16 protein-coding genes and 1 pseudogene are annotated in these 24,912 nt (G+C 71.3%); 10 read left to right on the top strand and 7 right to left on the bottom strand.

The genetic code is table 11. From position 1 onward, the window contains the following. The 9 genes and pseudogenes from ACZ5XZ_RS06510 to ACZ5XZ_RS06470 all read left to right on the top strand — a co-directional run. Nucleotides 1-1,203, top strand: coding sequence for an aminotransferase class V-fold PLP-dependent enzyme (locus ACZ5XZ_RS06510; RefSeq protein WP_468974969.1), 1,203 nt, complete (start codon nt 1-3; stop codon nt 1,201-1,203). A gap of 111 nt (nt 1,204-1,314) precedes the next feature. Further along, nucleotides 1,315-2,070 carry a methyltransferase domain-containing protein gene (locus tag ACZ5XZ_RS06505; protein WP_468974968.1) on the top strand — a complete coding sequence of 252 codons (756 nt, stop codon included), beginning with the start codon at nt 1,315-1,317 and terminating at the stop codon, nt 2,068-2,070. A 507-nt stretch (nt 2,071-2,577) separates the two neighbouring features. Further along, nucleotides 2,578-3,528, top strand: coding sequence for a WD40 repeat domain-containing protein (locus ACZ5XZ_RS06500; RefSeq protein WP_468974967.1), 951 nt, complete (start codon nt 2,578-2,580; stop codon nt 3,526-3,528). A gap of 466 nt (nt 3,529-3,994) precedes the next feature. Then, the gene (locus ACZ5XZ_RS06495; RefSeq protein WP_468974966.1) at nt 3,995-4,936 is read left to right on the top strand and encodes a metal ABC transporter solute-binding protein, Zn/Mn family; all 942 of its coding nucleotides are present in this window, start codon (nt 3,995-3,997) and stop codon (nt 4,934-4,936) included. Beyond that, nucleotides 4,936-5,826, top strand: coding sequence for a metal ABC transporter ATP-binding protein (locus ACZ5XZ_RS06490; protein WP_468974965.1), 891 nt, complete (start codon nt 4,936-4,938; stop codon nt 5,824-5,826). Before ACZ5XZ_RS06495 ends, ACZ5XZ_RS06490 begins: the two co-directional genes overlap by 1 nt. Then, nucleotides 5,823-6,755 carry a metal ABC transporter permease gene (locus ACZ5XZ_RS06485; RefSeq protein WP_468974964.1) on the top strand — a complete coding sequence of 311 codons (933 nt, stop codon included), beginning with the start codon at nt 5,823-5,825 and terminating at the stop codon, nt 6,753-6,755. The genes ACZ5XZ_RS06490 and ACZ5XZ_RS06485 overlap by 4 nt, the downstream gene beginning before the upstream one ends. A gap of 29 nt (nt 6,756-6,784) precedes the next feature. After that, nucleotides 6,785-7,108: a DUF1490 family protein gene (locus ACZ5XZ_RS06480; RefSeq protein WP_468974963.1), complete on the top strand. Its 324-nt coding sequence runs from the start codon at nt 6,785-6,787 to the stop codon at nt 7,106-7,108. A 2-nt stretch (nt 7,109-7,110) separates the two neighbouring features. After that, complete coding sequence (locus ACZ5XZ_RS06475) at nt 7,111-9,315, top strand: heavy metal translocating P-type ATPase (RefSeq protein WP_468974962.1); 2,205 nt, start codon at nt 7,111-7,113, stop codon at nt 9,313-9,315. A 149-nt stretch (nt 9,316-9,464) separates the two neighbouring features. After that, nucleotides 9,465-9,629: pseudogene (locus ACZ5XZ_RS06470) on the top strand (GNAT family N-acetyltransferase); the annotation flags it as partial. Nucleotides 9,630-9,724: 95 nt separating this feature from the next. Here ACZ5XZ_RS06470 and ACZ5XZ_RS06465 read toward each other — a convergent pair. Next, complete coding sequence (locus ACZ5XZ_RS06465) at nt 9,725-10,849, bottom strand: cation diffusion facilitator family transporter (RefSeq protein WP_468974961.1); 1,125 nt, start codon at nt 10,847-10,849, stop codon at nt 9,725-9,727. Nucleotides 10,850-10,922: 73 nt separating this feature from the next. Here ACZ5XZ_RS06465 and ACZ5XZ_RS06460 point away from each other — a divergent pair, with 73 nt between their 5' ends. After that, on the top strand, nt 10,923-11,282 hold the full coding sequence (locus ACZ5XZ_RS06460; protein ID WP_468974960.1) for an ArsR/SmtB family transcription factor: 360 nt from the start codon (nt 10,923-10,925) through the stop codon (nt 11,280-11,282). 178 nt (nt 11,283-11,460) lie between these two features. Here the strand turns inward: ACZ5XZ_RS06460 and ACZ5XZ_RS06455 are convergent, their stop codons facing one another. From ACZ5XZ_RS06455 to ACZ5XZ_RS06430, 6 genes are all read right to left on the bottom strand, one after another. Next, complete coding sequence (locus ACZ5XZ_RS06455; protein ID WP_468974959.1) at nt 11,461-13,275, bottom strand: ABC transporter ATP-binding protein; 1,815 nt, start codon at nt 13,273-13,275, stop codon at nt 11,461-11,463. Further along, complete coding sequence (locus ACZ5XZ_RS06450; RefSeq protein ID WP_468974958.1) at nt 13,272-15,071, bottom strand: ABC transporter ATP-binding protein; 1,800 nt, start codon at nt 15,069-15,071, stop codon at nt 13,272-13,274. The genes ACZ5XZ_RS06455 and ACZ5XZ_RS06450 overlap by 4 nt, the downstream gene beginning before the upstream one ends. Further along, a complete protein-coding gene (locus tag ACZ5XZ_RS06445) occupies nt 15,068-16,675 on the bottom strand; it encodes a (2,3-dihydroxybenzoyl)adenylate synthase (RefSeq protein WP_468974957.1) in 1,608 nt (535 codons plus the stop codon). The genes ACZ5XZ_RS06450 and ACZ5XZ_RS06445 overlap by 4 nt, the downstream gene beginning before the upstream one ends. After that, nucleotides 16,675-17,952 (bottom strand): salicylate synthase, encoded by a 1,278-nt coding sequence (locus ACZ5XZ_RS06440; RefSeq protein WP_468974956.1) that lies wholly within the window; start codon nt 17,950-17,952, stop codon nt 16,675-16,677. The genes ACZ5XZ_RS06445 and ACZ5XZ_RS06440 overlap by 1 nt, the downstream gene beginning before the upstream one ends. Before the next feature lie 67 nt (nt 17,953-18,019). Beyond that, on the bottom strand, nt 18,020-23,470 hold the full coding sequence (locus tag ACZ5XZ_RS06435) for a non-ribosomal peptide synthetase (protein WP_468974955.1): 5,451 nt from the start codon (nt 23,468-23,470) through the stop codon (nt 18,020-18,022). Then, nucleotides 23,467-24,912: an FAD-binding oxidoreductase gene (locus tag ACZ5XZ_RS06430; RefSeq protein WP_468974954.1), complete on the bottom strand. Its 1,446-nt coding sequence runs from the start codon at nt 24,910-24,912 to the stop codon at nt 23,467-23,469. Before ACZ5XZ_RS06430 ends, ACZ5XZ_RS06435 begins: the two co-directional genes overlap by 4 nt.

Below are 24,912 nucleotides of genomic sequence, written 5' to 3'. Positions count from 1 at the left end.
ATGGGATGTCCACGCCCCCTGGATGACCTGAGATCGTGGCAGCGGGCCCTGCGCGAGCAGTTCCCTATCATCGTGTCACATCCTGAACTCGCCTATCTGGACAGCGCCGCCACGGCGCAGAAGCCGCAGGCCGTTCTCGACGCCGTACAGACCTATCTGACCACCTCCAACGCCAACGCGGGCCGCGGCACGTACCCATGGGCCAACGCCACGACGGCGATGGTGGAGCGGACCCGCGAGCGGGTCAAGGAGTTCCTGGGCGACCCGGGGCCCGACCGGTCGGCCGTCCACTTCACCGGCGGAACCACCGAAGGGCTGCGCACGGTCGCCCGCGACTGGCTGACGACGCCCGGTTTCCTCCGTGACGGCGACGAGATCGTCGTCCCCTTCGCCGACCACCAAGCCAACCTGTCACCGTGGCTGGAGGCGCGCGAGCTGCTGGCGCGTCAGGGGATCCGGGTTCTGGTCCGCGCGCTGCCGTACCAGGAGTCGTCCGGCGACTACGACTTCGCCGCACTCGCCGCGATGGTCGGACCGCGCACCCGCTTCGTCGCGGCCACGCATGTACACCATGTCTACGGCGGCGACATGAATGTGCAGCGCATCCGCCGGGTGGTCGGCCCGGAGGTGCCGATCTGCCTGGACGCCGCTCAGAGCGTCGGCCATCTGCCGTTCTCCGTGGCCGAACTCGACGTGGATTTCGTGGTGTTTTCCGGGCACAAGACGATGGCCTTGCCCGGCACCGGCGTGATCTGGGCGCGAGAGGCACGCGGGCCCGCGTTCCGGCCCGGCGGCTGGAACGGCACCCCGAACACGGCCGGCATCGCCGCGCTGGGGGCGGCCATGGACTGGCTGGATGCGGCAGACGTGGACCGTATTGAGCGCTGGACGGTCGCCCTCGCTGCCCGGCTGACCGACGGTCTGAGCCGTATGGACGCATATGAGGTGCTCGGGTGTCGGCAGAGCCTGGCCACCGATTCGGTGGTACAGCGACGCCGCAGCCTCGTCACCTTCCGGCACCGTGAAATCGCCTCCAGCGACCTCGGATTCATCCTCTTCAGCCACGGCTTGATGGTGCGCTCCGACAGCCACTGCCAGGCCGGCGCCGGGGAGAAGGAAGGCTCCGTACGAGTGAGTCTGCACGTCCACAACAACCCTGAGGAGATTGACGCGTTGCTCTCCGCGCTCGCCAATGTGCAATGATTTTCAATAGCATTGGCGGTCGCCCGCGGCTCGCCACTGCATTCCGGTCAGGAGCATCCCCTGGCAGGGGGTCAGCAAGTCGGCAGAGGTATCAGGCGGAGTGGGCTCGCAATGGGCTTGAGCACGGCGACGGCCGCGCGGTGGGTCGAACGCTGGGAGAGCCAGCAGCAGCGATATGCGATCGACCGCGAGGAGCGATTCACGGTCATCGCCGACGTGGTCGAGCAGACGACGACCGGTCATACGGATCCGCTGATCGTCGACCTCGGCTGCGGCCCCGGTGCGCTGGCGGCACGGCTGGCCGGCCGGCTCCCGCACGCAGAGGTGCTCGCGGTCGATGGCGATCCCCTGCTGCTGGAACTCGGCCGGGTCTGCCACGGCTCCGCCATCCGCTACATCGAGGCCACGATCGGCGAGCCGGGATGGCTCGGCACCCTGGGCCTGGACCGCCCACTGGACGCGATCGTCTCAGCAACGGCTCTGCACTACCTCGGCGAGCGCACCCTTCGTCGGGTGCACCGGCAGCTCGCGGCCGCACTGCGGCCCGGCGGGGCCCTGATCAACGGCGACCACATCTGCCCAGGTGGCGTGCGCATCTCGGGCCTCGCCGCCGACGTCGGACGTCGCCGAGCCGGTCGGCAAGCCGCGTTCGCCCACGAGGACTGGGAGTCCTGGTGGGCAGCAGCGGGCGCCGACCCGGACCTCGCCGACCTTCTCGCCGCTCGCCACAACCGCCCGCTGCCGTACTGCGAGGGCAACGATCTGACGCTGGCGGGGCACATCGCACTGCTACGTGAGGCGGGATTTGAGGACGCGGGGCCGGTATGGCAGTTCGGCCACAGCCACGTCCTGGTCGCCGTGCGCTGAATCGTCGTCCGGCTTTTCACCGCCCGCGGCATTGACGACGACATTGACGCAGTGAAGGCGGCTGTCACACCCGGGACACGGGACATCCCATGCTCGCCCACGGCCGGCCGGACCGAGGGCCGACGGGGGTGGTGCCGAAGGCATCGCAGAAGCCGGCGCTCCGGCACCATCGCGACTCGCGGAGTGACAGACCTCGGAGCCTCGCCTCCCCCACCGCACCTGCACCGGTCCGCCGAGTCACACGTCGAGCCCGGAGTCACCGGCAGACCCCACATCGTATTTAATGAGAATGATTCCCATATTCACAACTGGAGACTCGCCGATGCACCTCAACCAACCCACACACCAGATACCCCACGGCGCCCCACCCGCCACTTCGCCCCAGGCTCCGGCTGGGACGTGGTCGCCATGAGGACGTTGACCGCGCCGACAAGCGGTGAACGCCTGCGGGGCGACCTCCTGTGGTCCAAGAGGTTCCCATGGGAGCCGGTCTCCTTGTCAGTAGGTGTGGGCCTGGTCGCGGTTGCAGGGCGCCGCGGCAACGTGCGCGTACTGGATCTCGAAGGAGGCGAGGAACACGGCCACTTCTCCTTTCCCGGCGGCATCACAGACCTGGCCTTCTCCCCCGATGGGCGGCATTTGGCCTTGGCGGGCCACCACGGATACGGCCTGTGGCGCACCGCCGACGGCGGGCTGACCACGTCGGCCACGACCACGGCCTGCGTCCGGGCGCGCTGGATGGGGCCGGGCATCGTGGCGATTGCGGAAGGACACAACGTCACCGCATATGACACCAATGGCGTGGCACGGTGGTCCGCCGCCCCCCTCCCAGCAGAAGCCACCGATGTGGCTTGCGTACCGGGCGGACGCCTGCTGGCCGTGTCTCTGGCAGGTCAGGTCCGCTGCTTCATGCCGATGCGCCGTGAACCGGTCGCCGTCCATGTCTACGGCGGCGCACCGAAGGATCTCACTCTGTCCGTCGACGGGCGCTGGGCCGTGTGTTCGGCACACCAGCGTAAGACCTTGTTGTGGCACACACATCGCCCGAGCGTGTCGCCGGTCGAGTGCGAGGACACCTCGGGCCGGCACAGCCCCATCTTCAGCGAGACCGGGAACCGTCTGGCCGTACCGGCAGAGCGCCACGTCTCGCTCTGGTCCATCGGCACCAGGAGACCGACCCGATTGACCACCCTCCCCGTATGCGCATCGGCGCTGGCCTGGCGCCCCGACAGCGGGGACGTGCTCGCGACCGCCGGGTCCGACCACACCGTCCGGCTCTGGCACGCCGACGTTCGAGGCCGGGAAGGCAATTACACCTCCCTCGCCGCTTGGCGCCTGACCACCCCGGCCACGTCGCTCGCATGGATAGGCCCGCGCATGCTCGCCGTAGCGGAGCGGGGAGGCCGCATAGCGCTCCTTGACGTCGACCTCGACACCGATGCACACCGCTCGAAGTGACGGCGAAGCGGCCCGTCTGGGCGGTCGCAGCCACCGGCGCCGAACCGGCGTCGTCTGGCATGCCTGCCCGTAGCCATGCGCCGATCGATTCCGCGTCGGCCTCGGTGACGATGGGCCCGAGGAGGACCGCGGGGCCGTTGGGCCGTTGGGCCGGCGAGCCGTCGTACACGGCTGCACTGCGGCGTGCAGGCCGCGGGGCGCACGGCAGTCCAGGAGTCACCCGAGGGACGTGGTGACGACCATGACGCCGTTTGACCAGCGGTTCCGGCGTGGTCGTTCGCAGGCCCCTTCGTCTGAGGCCCCGGCCGGGGCGGCGAGCAGCGGGTCCACGGGTGCTCCCCGATGCCCGTCGGCGGGCCGTTGACGCCTGGGTGTCGGCGGGCCGTCCATTCCGGTGGAGAGCGGGCGGCAACCGGCCGATAATGAAGCGAAAACCGTTTCGGTTTCTCTTTGGGCGGAGGCCGCGATGCGGGCGTCCTCGATCCGCTGCCCGGCATCACTCATGGTCATGAGCGTGGTGCTGGCCCTGGCCTGTGCCTGCAGCGGTACATCGGACGCCAGGATGGCCGACAGCGCCCGGAGCGCCGCCCCCTCATCCGCGATCCCGGTCGTCGCCTCGACCAACGTGTACGGGGACATCGTCCAGCAGATCGGCGGCGACAAGGTCAAGGTCGTGTCGATCATCAGCGACCCGGCGCAGGACCCGCATTCGTACGAGGCCAGTACGCAGAATCGGCTGGCGCTGGCCAAGGCCGAGGTTGTCGTGGCGAACGGGGGCGGGTACGACGACTTCGTCGGCCGGATGCTCGACGGGTCGAAGAACTCCTCGCCCACGGTCATCGACGCCGTGCAGGTTTCCGGGAAGGCGGCGAAGACGGGCCAGGACCTCAACGAGCACGTCTGGTACGACTTCCCGACGATGGGGAAGCTGGCCGACCGGATCGCCGCCGCCCTGGCCGAGGAGGCGCCCGCCGATGCCGGCACCTTCCGGCTCCACGCGAAGACGTTCAAGGAGCGGCTGACGACGCTGGAGGCCAAGGAGCGGCAGATCAAGGCTGCTCACGGCGGTGCCGCCGTGGCAGTCACCGAGCCGGTGCCGCTGTATATGACGGAGGCCAGCGGCCTGCGCAACAAGACGCCCGCAGCCTTCAGCGAGGCAATCGAAGAGGGCAGTGATGTCTCCCCGCGGAGCCTGCGCGAGACGCTCGCCCTGTTCACCGGCGAGCACGTCGAGGCGCTGGTCTACAACGAGCAGACCTCCAGCCCCGAAACGGAACAGGTCAGGAAGGCCGCCGAGCAGAAGGCGATCCCCGTGGTGCCGGTGACCGAGACGCTGCCCCGCGGCGAGAACTACATCGGCTGGATGACCGCCAACGTCCACGCCCTCAAGCGCGCGCTGGACACCTGATGGACCACACCGAGGCCGTCACGCCGCTCCCCGAACCGGCTGGAACCGCCGGTCAGGGGAGGGAGAGCCCAGCAGCCGGGCCCGTGATCAGCCTGAAGGGCGGCACCCTGGCCTACGGCGACCACGTCCTGTGGCGGGGTCTCGACCTGGAGATACGGCCGGGGGAATTCCTCGCCGTGCTGGGACCGAACGGCTCGGGCAAGACCAGCCTGCTGCGGGTGCTGCTCGGCCGGCAGCAGCTCACCGAGGGCTCGCTGACCGTCCTGGGCCACGCCCCGCGCCGCGGTTGCCGGCACATCGGATACATCCCGCAGCAGACCTCGCTGCCTGCCCACACCATGCTGCGCGCCCGTGATCTCGTGCGGCTTGGTCTGGACGGGCATCGCTGGGGCCCCCCACTGCTCCGCCCCGCGCTGCGCCACCGGGTGGACGAGATCCTGGCCTCGGTCGGAGCGCTGCGGTACGCGGACGTCCCGGTCGGCCGGCTCTCCGGCGGCGAGCGGCAGCGCGTACGCATCGCCCAGGCGCTGGCCACCGATCCGCGGATCCTGCTCTGCGACGAGCCGTTGCTCTCCCTCGACCTGCAGCATCAGCGCACCGTCACCACCTTGGTGGAACGGCGGCGTCGCTCCGCCGGCACCGCGGTGGTCTTCGTGACACACGAGATCAACCCGGTCCTCGGCCTGGTGGACCGGATCCTGTATCTGGCCCGAGGCGGCTACAGGATCGGGCCGACGGACGAGGTCATGACCTCCGCGACCCTCTCCGAGCTCTACGGGACGCGCGTTGACGTCATCCGCGTCGGGGGCCGGATCGTCGTGGTCGGGGCACCGGAGGACGTCGTTGCCCATAGCCACACCGACGGGCCGGATACGGAGGCGCAGCCATGATCGGGCCAGTGCTCGGGCTGCTCGCGGACGACGGGGACGACTCCGGCATCTGGCATCAGATCTTCAACTTCGACGACTACGGCGAACTGCTCGGCCTGGTCCAGAACTCGCTGCTCGCCGGGGTGCTGCTCGGCCTGGTCGGGGGCCTGGTCGGAGTATTTGTGATCATGCGGGATCTGCCGTTCGCCGTCCACGGCATCAGTGAACTCTCCTTCGCCGGAGCCTCGGCGGCGCTGCTGCTCGGGGTGAACGTCGTGGCCGGGTCCATCGTCGGATCCCTGATCGCCGCCGCAGCGATCGGCATCCTGGGTGTCCGTGCCCGTGACCGCAATTCAGTGATCGGCATCATCATGCCGTTCGGGCTCGGCCTCGGAGTGCTGTTCCTGTCGCTCTACAAGGGCCGGGCGGCGAACAAGTTCGGCCTCCTGACCGGCCAGATCATCGCCGTCGGCACGCCACAGATGGCCTGGCTGCTCGGCACGTCCGTGGTGGTGCTGCTCGCCCTCGCGGTCATCTGGAAGCCGCTGACCTTCGCCGCCGTGGACCCTGAGGTCGCCGAGGCCCGTGGCGTTCCCGTACGGGCGCTCTCCTTGGCCTTCATGCTGGTCCTGGGGCTGGCGGTGGCGCTGTGCGTGCAGATCGTCGGAGCGCTGCTGGTGCTCTCGCTGCTGGTCACCCCGGCGGCCGCCGCAGCCCGGATCACCGCGTCTCCCGTACTGCTTGTCGCCCTGAGCGTGGTCTTCGCTCTGTGCGCGATGGAGGGCGGGATTCTGCTCGCGCTCGGCAGCAGCATCCCCATCAGCCCGTATGTCACCACCATCGCGTTCGTCCTCTACATGGGATGCCGGCTGGCGGAGGCACGGCGAACGAAGCAGGTGGCCCGGACCACGCTCGGTTCGCCCGGGCAACCCCTACGGGCGCACACTTGAAGGGAGCGATTCCGACGTAAGGAGTCCTGATGCATCCCGTCGCGCTTGCGGGCGCCGCAGCCGGACGGCTCGCGCACTACGCGGTCTCCGGGGTTGTGGGCGCTTTGATCGTCAAAGGCGCCGCCAAGCGCCTGCCCCAGACAAAGCCCGCCGCCCGGAAAGCAGTTGTCGGGGGCTTGGCCGGTGGAATCGTGGCCGGACGGTGGCTGGCCTCGGCCGCCGAAGAGGCTCGCCTCAAGGCCGGTGACGTCCTCGCCGAGGCCCGTACGTCACTGGGCGAAGAGGTACCGCCACCCTCCGCCGTCGCCACCGAGGGCCACGAGCACGACCACGACCACGACCACGACCACTGATCATGTCCGGTGTGCTCGTCCGCTCCGTGGCCTCCGGCCGGGCCCGCTTGACCGTGCCCTGGGTACAGGCGCGCCCGGGCAGCGCAGGACTGGTCGACGAACGACTGCTCGGGATGCGCGGCTTCCGGGCGCTGCGGATCTTTCCGCGCACCGGCAGCGTCGTGATCTGGATGGCCCCGGACCTCCTGGACATCGACAGCCTGGTGGCCGCACTCGAAGAAGCCCCGGCTCCCTCCACGCCCGCCAAACCCACCCGCTCCACACCCGACTCCTCCACCGGCGAGCTGGCCCGGCTCGTGGTCGGCGGCGCGGTACTCGCCTTTGTGGCGCTGCGCCGCTTGCTGCGCCGCCCCCGCATCACGACCGGATCCTCCGGCCTCCTGGGTGCGATCACCCTCTTCACCGGCCTGCCGTTCTTCCGCGGCGCCCTGCGCTCCCTGCGCGGCCGCAGCCACCCTGGCACCGACACCCTCGTGACGGCAGCCACCGTCATCTCCCTCGTACTACGCGAGAACGTCGTCGCGCTCACCGTCCTCTGGCTCCTCAACATCGGCGAATTCCTCCAGACCCTGACCCTGCGCCGCACCCGGCGCGCCATCGAGGAACTGCTCACCATCGGCGAGGAGCGCGTCTGGCTCGTACGCGAGGCGGGCGCGGAGAACGACGGGCGCGTTGAGGTCGAGGTGGCGCTCGAAGAGGTCGTGCCGGGCGATGTGGTCGCCGTCTACGAGCATCACCGGATCCCTGTCGACGGACAGGTCGTCACCGGCGAAGCCCTCGTCGACCAGGCCGCGATCACCGGCGAGGCACTGCCCGTCTACGCCCGCGCGGGCGCCGACGTCTACGCCGGGACCATCATCACCTCCGGCTCGCTCACCGTCCGGGCCACCTCCGTCGGAGCGGACACCACCGTCGGACGGATCATCAGCCGGGTCGAGGAGGCCCAGTCCGACCGGGCGCCGATCCAGACCGTCGCCACCCGCTTCACCCAGCGCTTCGTCCCCGTCTCCTTCGCGCTGGCAGCGCTGACCTACGCCGTCACCCGCGACGCCCGCCGCGCCATGACGATGCTGCTGATCGCCTGCCCCTGTGCCGCCGGCCTCGCCACGCCCACCGCCATCAGCGCCGCCATCGGCAACGGCGCCCGCCGCGGCACCCTCATCAAAGGCGGCACCCACCTGGAGGGCATCGGCCGGGTCACCGCCGTCGTCTTCGACAAGACCGGCACCCTCACCTTCGGACGCCCACTCGTCACCAGCGTGGTCACCCTCAGCGACCGCTACACCGCCAACCAGGTCCTCAGCCTCGCCGCCTCCGGCGAACTGCACGCCCGCCACCCGCTCGCCCAGGCCATCGTCGCCCACACCAAGGAACAGCACCTGCGCGCGCCCATCCATCAAGCTTGCGAAGTCGTCCTCGGCATGGGCATGCGCGCCGAACTCGACGGCACTCGGCTGCTCGTGGGCAGCCCCGCCCTGCTGCGTCAACATGGCGTCGAGCTGACGGAGGAGGCCCAGGGCTGGACCGAGCAGCTGCGCGACGGCGGCGAGACCGTCATCTGCATTGCCCACGACGAGGACCTGATCGGCCTGCTCGGAGTCTCCGATGCCGTACGGGCCGGGGCCGGGACCGTCATCCAGCAGCTGACCGACCTCGGCGTGAGCCGCGTGGTGCTGCTCACCGGCGACGCACCCGAGACCGCGCAGGTCGTCGCCGACACCCTCGGCATCACCGAGGTCCACGCGCATGCCCTCCCCGAGGGCAAACTCCAGCTGATCCGCGATCTCCAGGCCGAGGGCCACACGGTTGCCATGGTCGGCGACGGCACCAACGACGCCCCCGCACTGGCCCTCGCCGACGTCGGCATCTCCATGGGCGCCCACTCCTCCCACGTCGCCCTGGAGACCGCCGATATCGCACTGCCCGGCGACGACCTGCGGCAGGTCCCCGCCGTCGTCGAACTCAGCCGCCACACCCTGCGCGTCGTCCGCCAGAACTACGGCCTCGCCATCGGCGTCAACCTCCTCGGCCTGGTCGCCGGCGCCGGCGGCTCGATGAACCCGGTCCTGGCCGCCCTCCTCCACAACACCAGCAGCATCGCCGTCGTCGGCAACTCGGCCCGCCTGGTCAACCACACCCCCCACCTGCCGCAGGCAGCCGACGACGTACTGATGGCAGCCCCGTTGGAGGACCGGCGGGTGCGCTGATTCAGGGTCCGAGTCAGCAGTTGGTGACGGCTCGGAGACCATCCGAAGGCCGTAGAGGACGTCGTCGGTGAACCGGTCGACGTCTCACCACGCTGGACCATACTCACAGCCAGTACCGGCCCCGAGCCGGCAGCGTCCGAACGGCGTACGAGATGGGTCTGGAGCAGCTGCGCCTGGCTGCGCGGGGCGGAGTCGGTCTGGAAGACCTCTACGGGCGACTCGGGTGGAAGGAAATAGGCCGTTGGCCGGGTGCCCTTCGGCTTGCCGCAGGTGACGACCGCGATGAGATCCTCATGATTCTCTCGCCGCTGTGAGCCACGGCTGACGGGGCGCCAGCGGCTCCGGCAGCAATGCGCCCCGGTGAGTTGTGGGTCACCGGGGCGGCCTGGAATGTGGGCCCGCGCGGATATCAGCCGACGCTGTGGTGATGGGCGAGGACGGCGTGCGCGTCGGCGCCGGCAGTGTGGTCGGTGTGCACGGTGGCGGCGGTCAGCCTGGGCACGGCGTGAATGAGTGCGTGTTCGGCTTCGACGGCCAGCTGGTGGGCCTGCACCACGGTGAGCTGTGGGGCGACGACAATGTCGGCTTCGGCACGAAGGGAGTGGCCGATCCAGCGGATTCGGATCTGTCCGAGGCCGCCCACCCCGTCCACGCCGCGCAGCGCGGCCTCTGCGGCATCGACCAAGGCCGGGTCGACGGAGTCCATCAGCCTCCGGTAGACCTCCCGCGCGGCGTCCCGCAGGACCATCAGGATGGCCACGGTGATGAGCAGACCGATGATCGGGTCCGCCAGTCGCCAGCCGATCGCGGCGCCGCCCGCGCCGAGCAGGACGGCCAGGGAGGTGAAGCCGTCGGTGCGGGCGTGCAGACCGTCGGCGACCAGCGCGGCGGAGCCGATCCTGTGGCCGGTGCGTATGCGGTGGCGGGCCACCCATTCGTTGCCGATGAAGCCCACCACCGCGGCGACGGCGACCGCCCACAGGTGGGTGATGTCGCGGGGGTTGAGCAGCCGGTCGACTGCTTCGTAGACGGCCAGGGCGGAGGAGGCGGCGATGGTGGCCACGATGGCGATGCCGGCCAGGTCCTCGGCGCGGCCGTAGCCGTAGGTGTAGCGGCGGTTGGCTGCCCGGCGCCCGAGGACGAAGGCGATGCCCAGCGGCACGGCGGTGAGCGCGTCGGCGGCGTTGTGGATGGTGTCGCCCAGCAGCGCGACGGACCCCGACAGGGCGACGACGACCGCCTGGATCACTGTGGTCAAGCCCAGGATGCCCAGCGAGAGCCACAGCGTGCGCATGCCCTCCTTGGAGGTTTCCATCGCCGAGTCGACTTTGTCCATCGCCTCATGGCTGTGTGGAGTAACCAGGTGCCCGACCTGGTGGCGTAGCCGCGACCAGCGTGAGCCACTGTGAGTGTGCTCATGGGCGTGGTCGCCGTGGTCATGGCCGTGCCCGTGATGGTGGTCGTGCGCGTGGTCGTGGCCATGGGCGTTGCCGGTGCGGGGCTCCACGGGCTCATGGTCGTGGTGGGTACTCACGTCAGGGGCGCCTTCCGGGAAACGGGCAGGACGAGTGCGGTCCGCAGCGGGGCCACCCCTCTATTATGTGCACATGAGCGCACGCATGCATCTATCACCTGCACAAGGCTCGCACCCGCAAGAGCCAGGCCCGGAGCATTACCGGCTCGCGGCCGACGTCCTGGGCCTGCTGGCCGACCGCACCCGCCTGGCCCTGCTGCACGCGCTCGGCTCGGGAGAAGCGGACGTCACCACACTCGCCGAGGCCGTCGACGCCGCCCGGCCATCCGTCAGCCAGCACCTGGCCCGGCTGCGACTGGCCGGGCTGGTCACCACCCGCAAGGAGGGCCGACGGGTGATCTACGCCCTCCCCGACGGACACCTGCGGCGCATGGTCGACGAAGCCCTCAACCTGGCCGACCACCACCTCAGCGGGAAAGCACCACACGACTGATCCGCCCCGGCGGACCACTGAAGCACTGGGGGACCTCACTGACAACAGCCCTGCGCCGCCAGTGACATCTACTCTGCGTCCGACAGGTTCGGCTCCTGGCCGGTCGGATCGTGGAGGAGCTGGCGGGCGAGGGTCGCGCACTTCACTGCGGTGGTCTCGGAGAGGTCGAAGATCGCGGTCAGGTGCAGTGGGTCGGCTCCGGTGGCCAGGGTCTCCCCGAGGACGCGGGCGGCGCATCGCTTCCACCAGGGATCCGCCAGCCCCGCGCCGCCGATTGAGCGGTCCACATCCGGGCGTAGCGGCCCTCGGGCTCGGCGAGGAGTTCGGTGTGGGTGCCGCGTTGGATGATGCGGCCGTTGTCGAGGACGAGGATCTGGTCGGCGCCGGCGATGGTGGTCAGGCGGTGAGCTATGACCATGACGGTTTTGTCGGCCACGGCCACCAGGCGGTCGATGGCCTCTTGGACGACGGCCTCGGACTCGGTGTCCAGGGCGGCGGTGGGCTCGTCGAGGACGAGGACCGGGGCGTCCTTGAGGAAGGCGCGGGCGATCGAGATGCGCTGGCGTTCGCCCCCGGAGAGGACGGAGCCGAGCTCTCCGACGCGGGTGGCGTAGCCGTCGGGCAGCCGGCTGACGAAGTCGTGGATGCCGGCGGCGCGGGCCGCGGCCTCGATCTCGGCGTCGGTGGCGTCGGGCCGGGCGAGGGCGATGTTGGCGCGGATGCTGTCGTCGAAGAGGTGGACGTCCTGGAAGACGACGGCGATATGGCGCAGTACGTCGTCCGGGGCGAGGGTGGTCAGGTTGGTGCCGCCGAGGCGCACGGTGCCGTGCTGCGGGTCGGCGTAGCGGCACAGGAGGCGGGTGAGGGTGGTCTTGCCCGATCCCGAGGTGCCGACGAGGGCGGTCACGCTGCGGGCGGGGACGGTGAAGTCGACGTCCTGGACGGTCGGTCGGTCCTGGCCGTCGTAGGTGAAGGTGACGTGGTCGAAGTCGAGGTCGAACGTGCGGGGCGGCTCGCCGCCGGGGGCCACCGGCAGCGGGCGGACGGCCAGGACGTCGTCGATGCGAGCCAGGGCTGCTTCGGAGAGTTCGAAGAGCTTGGTCATGACGGCGGCCAGGCTCAGGGGTTCGGCGAAGCGGGCGGCGGCGACCGTGACGGCGAGCAGGGTGGCGGGGGTGAGACGGGCGTCTAGGGCGAGTGCGGCGCCGAGGGCGACCAGCGCCACCAGGGCGAGCTGGACGAGGAGTTGCGCGCCGGCGACGGGGAGCGCCGCGGAGCGGTTGGAGGCGGCCTGGGCCTGGTGTTGCCGGGTGAGTACGGGCAGCAGGAGCGGTGAGTCGGCGCCTGCCTGGCCGGTGGCCTTGAGGACGGGGAGGCCCTGGACGTACTCGACGATCCGGGCGGCGCTCTCGCCGTCGGCCTCGTCGACCGCGCGGAAGCCGCTGCCGGAGCGGCGCTGGACCTGCCGTACGAGGGGGAGAGCGGCCAGGGTGCCCGCCACGAGGACCAGGCCCAGGCGCCAGTCGAGGACGAGGACCACGGCGCCCAGTACCGCGGGGACGGTGACGAGTTGGACGAAGAGGGCGGCCAGTGAGGAGACGGCGGTGGCGGCCGTGGTGGCGTTATTGCCGACGACCTGGGTCAGGTCGCCGGCGGCCCGCCGGGCCAGTTCCTGCTGGGGCATGGCGCGCAGGGCGGTGCCCAGGCGCAGTCTGGTGGCGCGGGTCACCAGGTGCCAGTGGTCGTAGGTGAAGGTCATCTCCCGTACGCGCAGGGCTCCTTCGCCCGCTACGAGAAGGGTGAGCACGGCGAGCCAGAGCCAGACGCGGCCGGTGCGGACGGGGTCGCGGCAGAGTTCGGCGAGCAGCGGGACGAAGCAGGCGTAGGCTGCGGCCTGGAGAACGGTGGCGGCCAGCGACACGCGCAGGGTGGCGCGGAATTGCCGGGCGTAGGGTCCGGCGGCGGTGAGCATCAGGCGCAGGATGCGCTTCACGGGGTGATCTCCTCCTTGGCCGGGCGGTGGGTTCGGCCGCCGGTCAGGTCCCAGTCGGCGGCTTGCTGGTGCAGCGACCAGAGGCGGGCGTAGCGGCCACCGGCGACGATGAGGTCGGCGTGCCGGCCGCGTTCGGCGATCCGGCCGCCGTCGAGGACCACGATCTGGTCGGCGTCGGCGATGGTGGCCAGACGGTGGGCGATGATGACGACGGTGCGGCCGCGGGTGAGGCGCGCGAGGGCCTGCTGGATCGCCGCCTCGGTCTCGGGGTCAGTGAACGCGGTGGCCTCGTCGAGGATGACGACGGGGGCGTGGGAGAGGATCGCGCGGGCGATGGTGAGGCGCTGCCGCTGCCCCCCGGAGAGGCGTCCGCCGCGCTCCCCCACCGGGGTGTCGTAGCCGTCCGGGAGTTCCTTGACGATGAAGTCGTGGGCGGCGGCGGCTTCGGCGGCGGCGCGTACCTCGTCGTCGGTGGCGTCGGGCCGGGCGAGCCGGATGTTCTCGGCGACCGTGCCGCTGACCAGGAACGGGTCCTGGAAGACCAGCGAGACATGGCGCAGCAGGACGTCGCTGCGGATGTCGCGCACATCGGTGCCGCCGAGGCGGACCGCGCCCGAGGTGACGTCGTGGAACCGGGGAACCAACCGGGCGAGGGTGGATTTGCCAGCTCCTGAGGCGCCCACCAGCGCGCATACGGTGCCTTCGGGTATCTCCAGGTCGATGCCGTTCAGGGCGGGTTGGCCGGTGCGGCCGGGGTAGTGGAAGCCGACGTTCTCGAAGGTGACGGACGATCCCGTGGGTTCGCGCGGCTGCTCCGGCTCCGGAAGCGGGGGTGTGTCGAGGAGCGCCTGGACACGGACGGCGCCGGCCTTGGAGTCGTTGATGTGGTTCGTCAGATGCATCAGGGGGGAGACCGCCTCGATCGGCATGGTGCCGATCAGCAGGGCGAGCAGGAGATCGGTGAGCGAGATCCAGCCGGCCGTGAGCATGGGGACACCGGTCACCGCGACGAGAAGCAGGGTGGGCAGCGGCACGATGAACAGCCGGTGCAGACGGCCGGAGGCGCGAGTGGTCGCCATCCACGCCCCGACGGCCTCGGTGAACTCCTCGACGGCGGTGGCGAACCGTCCCAGCGATGCCCGGCCGTCGTCGAAGGTGCGCACGACCGGCATGCCCTGGACGAACTCGACGACGGCCGCGTTCACTTTCTCGTTCGCGGTGTTGTAGCGCTCGCGCTGGGTGCCGTAGTCGCGGGCCATGAGTGAGAAGCAGACGAACGCGATGGGGACGATCAGCAGGACGGCGAGCAGCAGCCGCCACTGCACCACGCCCAGTGCGAGCAGTGCGGCGAGCGGCTGGGCGACGCCGGAGCCGACGAACGGCAGCGCGTCGGCGACGACGTTGTGCAGCGCCTTCACATCGTCCTGGACGATCTTCTTGATGCGACCGGCGCCGAGCCGCTGTACCTCGCCGAGCGGCATATGGGCCAGCGCATCGGCGAGTCGGCGGCGCAGGACGACCTCCAGCGCGTAGCTGGCCTCGTGGGCGAGGTGTTCGGCCAGCCAGCGGGCGGCGAAGCCGCAGAGCAGACCGGCCAGCGCGCCGAGCGTCCAGCGGGTGACGACCGCCCCGGACGGCCGGTCGGCCAGGAGCTCCCCGACGGCGTATGCCACGCAGACGAGTCCTGCCACCGAGCTCACGCCGCTGAGCACGCTCAGCGCCGCGGCCTGCCGGAGTCTGCCGAGGGCCTCCGGGGCAAGCGCCACCAGTTTCCGTACAGTGCCCAGACCACTCACGAGGTCACCTCCCGGATGAGGGCGTTCTTGTCGACCTTGCCGAGGGCGGTGCGCGGGAAGGACGCCAGCACCCTGACCTCGTCGGGGAGCTTGTAGGCGGCGAGGCCGCGTTCGGTGAGGTGGGCGGTCAGGGCGGCGCGGGCCGGTGGTTCCTCGCGGGCGATGACGCAGGCGCAGCTGCGCTCCCCCAGCCGCTCATCGGGCAGGCCGATGACAGCCACATCGTGGACGGCGGGGTGCCCGAGCAAGTGGTTCTCGACCTCCTCGACGGGGACCTTCTCGCCCGCCCGGTTGATGACGTCCTTGACACGGCCGGACACCACCAGGTGTCCGCTGGGTAGGCGCCGTACCAGGTCTCCGCTGCGGTAGTAGCCGTCGTCGGTGAACGCCTTGGCGTTGTGCTCGGCGGCCCGGTAGTAGCCGCGCAGGGTGTAGGGCCCTCGGACGAGCAGTTCGCCGGTCTCGCCGTCGGGCACCTCGCGGTCCTCGGTGTCGACGATCCGCAGTTCGTCGTCGGCGGCGAGCGGCCGGCCCTGGGTGTGCAGGATCAGTTCCTCGGGGTCGTCGAGCCGGGTGTAGTTGAGCAGCCCTTCGGCCATGCCGAAGACCTGCTGCAACCGGCAGCCGAGGGCCGGTGCGATGCGCCGGGCGGCCTCGGGCTGGAGCCGGGAGCCGCCCACCTGGAGGAGTTGGAGGCTGCCGAGGTCGTCGTCGGACCAGTCCGTGGCCTCCAGCCACAGCAGCGCCAGGGAGGGGACGAGGGCGGTGACGGTGACCCGTTCGCGGGCGATGAGCGGGAAGGCGACGTCCGGGCTGGGCGTCGGGCACATCACCACGGTGCCGCCCACGTGCAGCGTCCCGAGCACCCCGGGGCAGGCCAGCGGGAAGTTGTGCGCCACCGGGAGCGCAACCAGGTAGCGGGTGTCGGCGTCCAGGCCGGCCACCGCCGCACTGGCGGTGGCGTTGTAGAGGTAGTCGTCGTGCGTACGCGGGATGAGTTTGGGAGTGCCGGTGGTGCCGCCGGAGAGGAGCAGCAGGGCCACTGCGGACGGATCGGGCTCGGGCAGTGGCCTCGGCGCTCGCTCCAGCCCCGCCAGTCCGGTGAACTCCTGGGCGTCGCCGGTCACGAGTACATGGCGCAGGCTCGGCACCCTGGCACGTACGGAACGGGCCAACGGGCGGTAGTCGAAGCCGAGATGGGTGCCGGGGACGACATAGGCCACGGCTTCGGAGAGGGCCGCCAGGTGCGCGATCTCCGCCTCGCGGTGGGCGGGCAGCGTCATGACCGGCACCGCGCCGATCCGGAAGAGCGCGAAGGCCAGCTGCAAGAACTCCGCGCAGTTCGGGAGCTGCACTACGACCCGGTCACCCGGCGCCAGGCCCAGCTCGCACAGCCCGGATGCCAGCCGGTCGGCCCGCTCGTCCAGTTCGCGGTACGTCCAGCGTCGGGCCCCGTCGACGACGGCGAGGGCTTCGGGAGTGGCGGTGGCGCGGCGGCGCAGCAGCGCGCCGAGCGTGCGGCCGCTCCAGTAGCCGTGCTCGCGATAGCGGTCGGCGAACTCCTCGGGCCAACCTATGAATCCGTCGAGATGTCCGTCGAGCATCAGCGGCCCGCCTTCGGGACGACGTACGGAGCGACGCTGCGGAGCTTCTCGCAGGTCTCCTCGTACTCGCGGTCCGGCGTGGAGGCCCCGACCACGCCCGCGCCGGCCCGCAGCCAGGCCCGCCCCTCGCGCTGGTAGACGGCGCGCAGCACCAGGGCGGCATCCAGCGAACCGTCGGCGCCGACACGCAGCACGGCACCCGCGTACATCCCGCGCGGCTCCTCCTCCAGCTCGCGGATCAGCCGGTACGCGGCGGCCTTGGGGATGCCGGAGGCGGTGACCGGCGGGAAGACCGCGCCGAGCGCGTCCCAGGCGGTGCGGCCGTCGGCGAGTTCGGTGGTGACGCGGGAGGCGAGGTGCTGGACGCTGCCACGCGGCTTGACGGTGAGGAACTCCCCCACCCGGGTGCGGTCCGGGACGCCGACCGACGTCAGCTCCTCGACCGCGAGCTTCACCGACATCGCGTGTTCGTAGACCTCCTTGGGGTCGCGGTGCAGTTCGGCGCGCAGCGCCCGGTCCGTCCCGGGGTCTCCGGTCAGGGCCCGGGTTCCGGCCAGTGGCTGGGTCGTTGCGGTGCCGTCCGCCGTGACCTCGATGATCGTTTCGGGGCTGAAGCCGGCGGCCTGCAGCCCGTCGAGGTCGAGGAGGAACGAGCGGGCGGGAGTGTTGGCGGCCCGGCCGCGCACATAGGTGGCGGTCATGTCGACGGCGTACGGGACAGTGACCGTACGGGAGAGGATGACCTTGTCCAGGCCGCCACGGCCGATCTCCGCCACGGCGCCGGCGACCCAGTCGTGGTAGGAGCGGTCGGTGGCCCGCTCGTCGACCGGCACCGGGGCGGGCGTCTCAGCGTGCTGCGGGGCCTCGGCTACCACTTTGTGCAGGCGGTCGGTGAGGGCCGGGTCCAGCGTGCGTATCAGCGCCCGCTCCCGGCTCACCGTCAACTCCACGCCGGGAATGATGAGATGACCGAGCAGTTCGTCGCCGCCACCGCTGCTTGCCAGCTCGAAGGACAGCCAGCCGTAAGCGTGCCAGTCCTCGACCGGGGTGCGGGCGAGGGCCGCGCGTATGGGTTCCCATGGGGTGGTACGGACGTCGTCGGCGGAGAGGCGGATGTCCTGGACCGGGTTGCCCGCGATGTGCCAGTGCTGGTCCTGCTCGTAGACGACATGGTCGGTCAGCAGCCCGGACGCGGTGAGCTGCGCGACGACGGCGAGGGGGTCGAAGGGACCGTCGATACTGATCTGTTGATAGCGCTGTTGGGTCGTGGGTGTCACGGGTGTCATCGGTGTCACGGGTGTCACGGGTGTCATGGGTGGTCTCTCCTGCGGGGAAGGATCAGGGTCAGCTCTGGCGCGCGGCACGCAGCGGGGCGGCGACGAGGTCGGCGACCCGGTCCGCGTTCGGCTCCTCGATGCAGCTGAAGTGGTTGCCGTCGATGTCGGTGACGGGGAGGTCGCCGATGCACACGTCGCGCCAGAAGCCGAGCGTCGTCTCGTCCATGCCGGGCGCGAAGCCGGAGGCGCCGCGCGGCCGCAGGAAGCGGATGTCGCCGACGTACGGCGGGGGTGTGAAGTGCGCTGAGCGGAAGCTCTGCCGGAAGACCTGGAACATCGCGGCGACCATCTCCGGCGGCATGGTCTCGCCGTTGGCCTCCAACGCCGTGCGGGCGTAGACGGCAAACCGCTCCTCGCGGGTGAAGGAGCCCAGGTGCCGGAAGAAGTCCCCGGCCCGGTCCAGTTCGGGATCCCCGCCGACCTCGTCGAGGGCGCCGGCCGGCACCTTCCCCCCGTGGCGTTCGATGGCCTGGAGGAAGCCGCGCACGACGGTGTCGCTGTCGAGGTCGCCGAAGCCGGTCTGCGCCATGGAGATGTGCAGGTTGGGTACGAAGAGGATCTCGATCAGCAGGTCGTCCTCGACGTCGATGACGACGGGGTGGCTGCTGATCAGGACGAGGTCCTCGACGGTCACTCCGCGCTCTTCGAGGCGCCGGGCCACCTCGGTGGCGTAGAGCCCGCCGAGGCAGTAGCCGATGAGCTGGACGCGGTCGTGGCCCTCGGCGAGCAGCCGCTCCGCGTAGTCGTCGGCGGCGCGCTCGACGACGGTGGCCGGGTCGAGGGAGCAGTAGCGGTCGGTGTCGTCGATGACGACGCCGAGGACCGGGCCGAGGTCCTGTGCGACGAGCCGGCTCGCCAGCGGCCGGTAGCAGTCCATGGTGCCGAGACCGGCGTGGAACATCACCCGCAGCGGGCCGTCGCCGGTGGTGCTGAACGACAGCAGACCGGCGTTGCCCGTCGCGGCGCGGCGGGGCTCGGGCTGCGCCCCGGCGTCGCCGGTGGCACCGGTGGCGCGCAGGAAGGCGGCGAGTTCGGCGAGCGTGGGGTGGTTGAGCAGCTGGCGCAGCATGGCATCGAAGGGGACGTGGGCCGCCTCCGGTACGTCTTCGCGGAGCTTGCCCGCCATCCGGGCCATGATCAGGGAGTCGGCTCCGTGCACGTAGAAGTCGTCGGTGCGTCCGATGCGGCCGCTGGGCAGCGCGGCGGCCCAGAGCTCGGCGAGCCGCGCCTCGAAGGCGTCGGCGGGGGCCTCGGTGGCCGCGGGTTCGCCGGTGTCGGGGAGCGTGGGCCGCCAGCCCTGGAGGGTGCGCCGGTCCACCTTCCCGTTGCCGGTGAGCGGGAGCGCGTCGGCGATCTGGAGGTGCGAGGGGATCATGTGGGCGGGCAGCCGGTCGCGGAGGAACGCGGTCAACTCGGCATCCGTGACACAGGTCCGGTCGGTCTTCAGCCGGGCCGCGAAGAGCCGAAGCTGCTGCGGGGCAAGCGGGTGTCCGTCCTCGGGCAGGCTCAGCACCTGCTCCGCGCCGGCCTCGGCGAGCAGTGCGCGCCACTGGTCAGGGTCCAGGTAGGAGGATCCGCCGAGCACCCGGTCGTCCTCGGGCTCGGTCATCATGAAGGCCTGGGAGGCCAGGATCCAGGGGTGTTCACGGGTCGGTTCGGTCAGGATCAGCCAGCCGCCCGGAGCGACCAGTTCGGTGAGCCGGTTGAGGGCGGCGGGGATGTCCCGGGCGTTCTCCAGGACGCCGGCGGCCAGCACGATGTCGTAGGCGTTCGGTGCCAGGCCCTGGGCGCGGTGGTCGGTGTCGACGTCGAACACTCCGAAGCGCAGCCAGGGGCGGTCGCCGAAGCGGCGCCTGGCCTCCGGCAGGAAGAACGGCGCGACGTCCGTGAAGAGGTAGTCGGTGGCGCGGCCGTCGAGCACGGGGAGTACGTCCTCGGTGGTGCCGCCGGTGCCGGCGCCCGCTTCGAGCACGCGCAGCGGACGGTCGGCGGGGTACTCGTCGGCGATCCGCCCGACGAGGGTGGCGACGGCGGTGTTGAGGTAGCGCGCCATGGCGTGCTGCCGGTAGAGCGCCTGTGCGGTGCTGAAGTCGCCCTCGGGGAAGAGGAGTTCGACCGGATCCTGGTCGCCTGTCAGCAGCTGGGGGAGGCGGTCGGTGTTGCTGCGCACGTAGGCCAGGAAGTCGTGGGAGCCGAGAGCGTCGGTCCAGGCGGCTTCGGCCGCGGTCCAGCGGCGGGCCACCTCGTCCGCGTCGGCCTCGGTGATGCCGTGGTCGGCCAGCACCGCGAGCCATCGGCGTACCAGCCAGTGGTGGCGCGGCGCGACGCCCGCCGCGTGCAGCGCCTCCTCCGTCGGGCTGGTGGTGGCCGACAGCCCCAGTGCGCGCAGTGCGTACGCCATGGACGCCAGCACTGCGGCGTCCAGCGTCTCGACATGGGCGGTGACCTGCTCGTGCGCCATGCCGGGTACGGCGTTGTCGGCGGCCGCGGAGATCACCGGTGTCAGGGGCGCAGCTCCCTCGGCGGGCTCGGCCGCGAGGGCGGGCTCGACGACGCCGAGCAGCCCGCGCTCCTCCCCCGTGCCGTCCACGACGACCCCGGCGGCCGCGACCGCCGGATGCTCCAGCAGCGCCGCCTCGATCTCTCCCAGCTCGATGCGGTGGCCGCGCACCTTCACCTGGCTGTCCTCGCGGCCGAGGAACTCGATCTCCCCGCCGGGCAGATAGCGGCCGAAGTCGCCGGTGCGGTAGAGGCGTTGGCCGTCGCGGGGGTGGGCGCGGAAGCGGTGCGCGGTGGTCCGGTGGTCGCCGAGGTAGCCCTTGGCGAGGCCGTCGCCGGTGATGTACAGCTCGCCCGCGGTCCATACGGGGCAGTCCCGCAGGGCGGCGTCCAGCACCCGGAATCCTTGGTTGGCGAGCGGTGTGCCGTAGGGGATGGAGCGGCGGCCGGAGTCGGAGGCGTCGCAGGGGTGGTGGATGGACCAGATGGCGGTCTCGGTGGCGCCGCCGAGGGCGATGACCCGCAGCCCCGGCAGTCGGCCGGATATCTCGCCGGGCAGGGCGGGCGGCACCCAGTCGCCGGAGAGCAGCGCCAGGCGTAGCGCCGGGAGGTCCAGGCCCGGCTCGGATTCCAAGTAGGTGGCGAGCATCTGCATCAGCGCGGGGACGGAGTTCCATACGGTGACGCGGTGTTCGGCGGCCAGCTGTGCCCAGTGCGAGGGGTCGGTGCGCCGTTCGGGGTCCGGGAGGACGAGGGCGCCGCCCACGGACAGCGGGCCGAAGATGTCCCAGACGGAGAGGTCGAAGCCGAGGTTGGCCAGGCCCAGTACCCGGTCGTCGGCCCCGATGTCGTAGCGGTGCCCGATGTCGGCGAGGGTGTTGAGCGCGGCGCGGTGGCTGATCACCACACCCTTGGGCCGGCCGGTGGATCCAGAGGTGTAGATGACGTACGCGGGCGCGTCGGGGTCGCCCGCCTCCGGGTCGGGGGCAGCGGCCGGCACGGCGTCGAGGGCGTCGACGGCGAGCACCGTGCTGCTCTGCGGCCAATCGGCGGCCACCCATGACTGGGTGAGGATGTGCTCGACCCCGGCGTCGTGGAGCATGCCGGCCCGGCGCAGCGGCGGCTGCACGGTGTCGACGGGGAGATAGACGGCGCCGGCGAGCAGCGTGCCGAGGACGGCGACGATCTGCTCGGGGCCCTTGTCCATGACGATGGCGACCCGGCTGCCCGCCGTACAGCCCGCGCCGCGCAGCGCCCGGGCGACGGCGGTGGCCCGGCCGGCGAGTTCCCCATAGCTGAGGGTGGAGTGCGGGGCGATCACGGCGGGGCGGTCGGGGGTGTGGACGGCCTGGGTGAGGACGCCGTGGTGCAGCAGTCCGTCGGGCAGTTCGGCCGCGGTGTCGTTGACCTTGCGGCGCTCCTCGGTCTGCCAGGCGGGGAGGGCCACCGCGTCACCGGACTCCCAGAGCTCCTCGCCGTCCGCGAGCCCCCGGATCAGCGTCTCGAAGGCGTCGAACATGTCGTCCACCAGGCCGTCGGGGAACACCCCGTCGCGTACGTCCCAGTTGACCTGGAGGCCCTCGGCGTCGTCCATCGCCTGGCAGTCGATGAAGACCTGAGGGGTCTGGGTGATGCCGAAGCCGTCGAGCCGGCCCTCGGCGCGGCCGTTCGCCTCGGTGTCGCCGAGGCCGATGGCGCTGGTGAACACGATCGGCATCAGGGCAGCGTCGCGGCCGCGGCGCCGGGCCAGCTCGCGCAGGACCTGCACGCCGGAGTAGAGGCGGTGGTCGAGGTCGTCGAAGAGCTGGCCGGCCAGGGCGCGGGCCCGGTCGGCGAGGCTTTCGCCGGCGGTGCCTTCGACGGCGAGCAGGTTGACGGTGGTGAAATCGCCGACGACACGGTCGATGTGCGGGTGCAGGGGCAGCCGGTTGAGCACGGTGAGGTTGAGGCAGAACCGCGGGGTGCGGCTCCAGCGCTCGATCACGGCGGCGTAGGCGGCGAGGACCACGGAGGACGGGGTCAGTCCGCGGCGCTGGGCGCGGTCCTTGAGGCGTTCCCAGCCGGCGGTGTCGAGCTTGAGGAAGCGGCGGCGGAAGCGGGCCGACTGGTCCGTGCCGGTGTCGAGGACGGGCAGGTCGGGGGCGGGCGGCAGGGTGTCGAGCCGGGCGTGCCAGTAGTCCTTGTCCCGCTGGTGGCGCGGGGATTCGGCGAGGGCACGCTCGGCGAGCAGGTAGTCGCGGAACTCCACCTCGATGGGCGGGAGTTGCGCGTCCGGGTCGGCGTGCAGGGCCTCGAATTCGGCGAGCAGCAGCCAGATGCTGGCCCAGTCCGCGATGAGGAAGTCCATGGACAGATGCAGTACGGCCCGGCTGTCGGTACGGGTCAGGCGCAGCTCGAACAGCGGCCAGGTGGTGGTGTCGTACACCCGATGGCCCATCTCCTCGCGCGCCGCTTCGAGGGCGGCCCGGACCCGGGCGGTGTCGGCGCCGCGGACATCGGCGACGGGAAGGGTCAGGGCGGGCGCGGTGGGCATGATGTGCTGGTGGCCGCCGGGGTCGACGGCCGCGCGCAGCATGGCGTGCCGTTCGACGAGCAGGTTCCAGGCCCGCTCGGCGCGGTCCGGGGCCAGGTCGGGGTAGTTCACCTCCAGGTAGACATGGCAGGCGACGCCGCCGTAGCCGAACACCTCGTTGCGTCCCAGGAGGTAGGCGGCCTGGACATCGGTCAGCGGGAACGGCTCGTGGCGGGCCGCCGGGTCCGGCACGAGGGACGCCGGACGGTCCTCGGCGCGCAGCCATTCCAGTACGCCGGCCTTGTGCTCCTTGAGCGCCCGCAGCTCATCGGGCCCCAGGGTGCCCTTGGGGGCGCGGTAGCGGAGAGCGCCGTCCTCCTCCCACAGCTGGGCTCCTGCCTGCCGCAGCTGTGCGATCAGCTCGCCCGGGGTGGATGCGGTGGTCATCGGTGGGTCTCCTTGGCCGCACGGGGCGGAATATCGGCGGGCGGAATATCGGCGGACGGAATGGTGGCGGGTGGAATGTTGGCGTTGAAGCGGAAGAGGTTGTCCGGGTCCCAGGTCTCCTTGAGGCGCGCCAGCCGCGCGTACGTGTCGTCTCCGTACGCGGCGCGCACCCATTGGGGGCCGGGGTCGGGCAGCAGATTGAGGTACGGCCCCTCGGTCACGTCCTGGATGGCCTGCCAGCCGGTGCGGGCGGGTTCCAGGTGGGTGGGGCTGTCGGGCTCGCCGTACCACTGGGCACAGATCTCGATGAACCACTGGGCGCGGCGGTGAGCGAAGGCGGTCGGTCCGGCGGGGGCGCGGGCGATGGCTCCGCCGAGTGCGCCGAGCACGACGGAGTAGTTCGGCCCGGAGGTCTCCCAGTGGCCGAGGAGCCGGTCGATCGTGGTGTCGGTGAGTTCGGCGAGGAGTTCCCCGCGGTTGTAGACGTGCTGGCGGGCGACGTCGGGCGGGGACGGCAGCAGCCGCTGGTAGGCGGTGTACGTCCGGTCGGTGATGGTGTCGTGGACCGGGCGGGCGGGGCCGTGGCGGAGCGGCGCGAGGATCTCGTCGGCGCGTTCGAGCGGCCCGAACCAGGTCGGGATGAGGACGGCGCAGCGCTCGAAGTGCAGCTGCTCGGGGATGAACGGCAGCGGTGGCGCGGTCCAGACGAGGGCGATCAGGGATGCCTGGTCGGGTGCGGTGGCGAGCCAGTCGCGGGCGGCGCGCAGGGCGGGGCGGGCCTGCCGCGCCGGGTGGACGAGGGCTCCGGCGGTCACCCGCTCGACCGGGTGCAGCCGGAAGCCGAAGCGGGTGACCACACCGAAGTTGCCGCCTCCGCCGCGCAGTGCCCAGAACAGCTCGGCGTGCTGCTCGGCGTCCGCCCGCAGGTGCCGTCCATCGGCCGTCACCACCTCGAAGAACGTGACGTTGTCGCTGGTCAGCCCGTACTGGCGGGAGAGGTCCCCGACTCCGCCGCCGAGGGTGTGCCCGGCGATCCCGACATCCGTGTTGCGCGCGCCGGGCAGCGCGAGGCCATGCTCCTGCGTGGCGGCGTCGAACTCGCCCCAGGTCAGGCCGGGTTCCGCGACCGCCGTACGGGATCGGGCGTCGACCTCGATGCGCTTCATCCCGCCGAGGTCGAGCAGTACGCCGTCGTCGCAGGTCCCCCAGCCCGCCACGTTGGCCCCGCCGCCGCGGACGGCGACGGGCAGTCCGTGGCCGCGGGCGTGGGCGAGGGCCGCGATGACGTCGTCGGCGTCGGTGCAGCGGGCGATCAGGGCCGGGCGGCGGTCGATGCGCGCATTGCGGACCCGGCGGGCCCGCTCGTATCCGGGAGCGCCGGGGGTGACTATCCGGCCCTGAAAGCCGGGCAGTGCGGGGCGGCCCGACAGGTTCGTCGTCAC

The sequence above is a fragment of the Streptomyces sp. NPDC033270 genome, from assembly GCF_055576575.1.
This window is presented reverse-complemented; position numbering and strand designations above follow the sequence as displayed.

Coding starts and splice junctions, on each gene's coding strand:
- ACZ5XZ_RS06495 (WP_468974966.1), top strand. CDS start 3,995: ATGCGGGCGTCCTCGATCCGCTGCCCGGCATCACTCATGGTCATGAGC.
- ACZ5XZ_RS06480 (WP_468974963.1), top strand. CDS start 6,785: ATGCATCCCGTCGCGCTTGCGGGCGCCGCAGCCGGACGGCTCGCGCAC.
- ACZ5XZ_RS06435 (WP_468974955.1), bottom strand. CDS start 23,470: ATGACCACCGCATCCACCCCGGGCGAGCTGATCGCACAGCTGCGGCAG.
- ACZ5XZ_RS06445 (WP_468974957.1), bottom strand. CDS start 16,675: ATGCTCGACGGACATCTCGACGGATTCATAGGTTGGCCCGAGGAGTTC.
- ACZ5XZ_RS06460 (WP_468974960.1), top strand. CDS start 10,923: ATGAGCGCACGCATGCATCTATCACCTGCACAAGGCTCGCACCCGCAA.
- ACZ5XZ_RS06510 (WP_468974969.1), top strand. CDS start 1: ATGGGATGTCCACGCCCCCTGGATGACCTGAGATCGTGGCAGCGGGCC.
- ACZ5XZ_RS06505 (WP_468974968.1), top strand. CDS start 1,315: ATGGGCTTGAGCACGGCGACGGCCGCGCGGTGGGTCGAACGCTGGGAG.
- ACZ5XZ_RS06475 (WP_468974962.1), top strand. CDS start 7,111: ATGTCCGGTGTGCTCGTCCGCTCCGTGGCCTCCGGCCGGGCCCGCTTG.
- ACZ5XZ_RS06485 (WP_468974964.1), top strand. CDS start 5,823: ATGATCGGGCCAGTGCTCGGGCTGCTCGCGGACGACGGGGACGACTCC.
- ACZ5XZ_RS06490 (WP_468974965.1), top strand. CDS start 4,936: ATGGACCACACCGAGGCCGTCACGCCGCTCCCCGAACCGGCTGGAACC.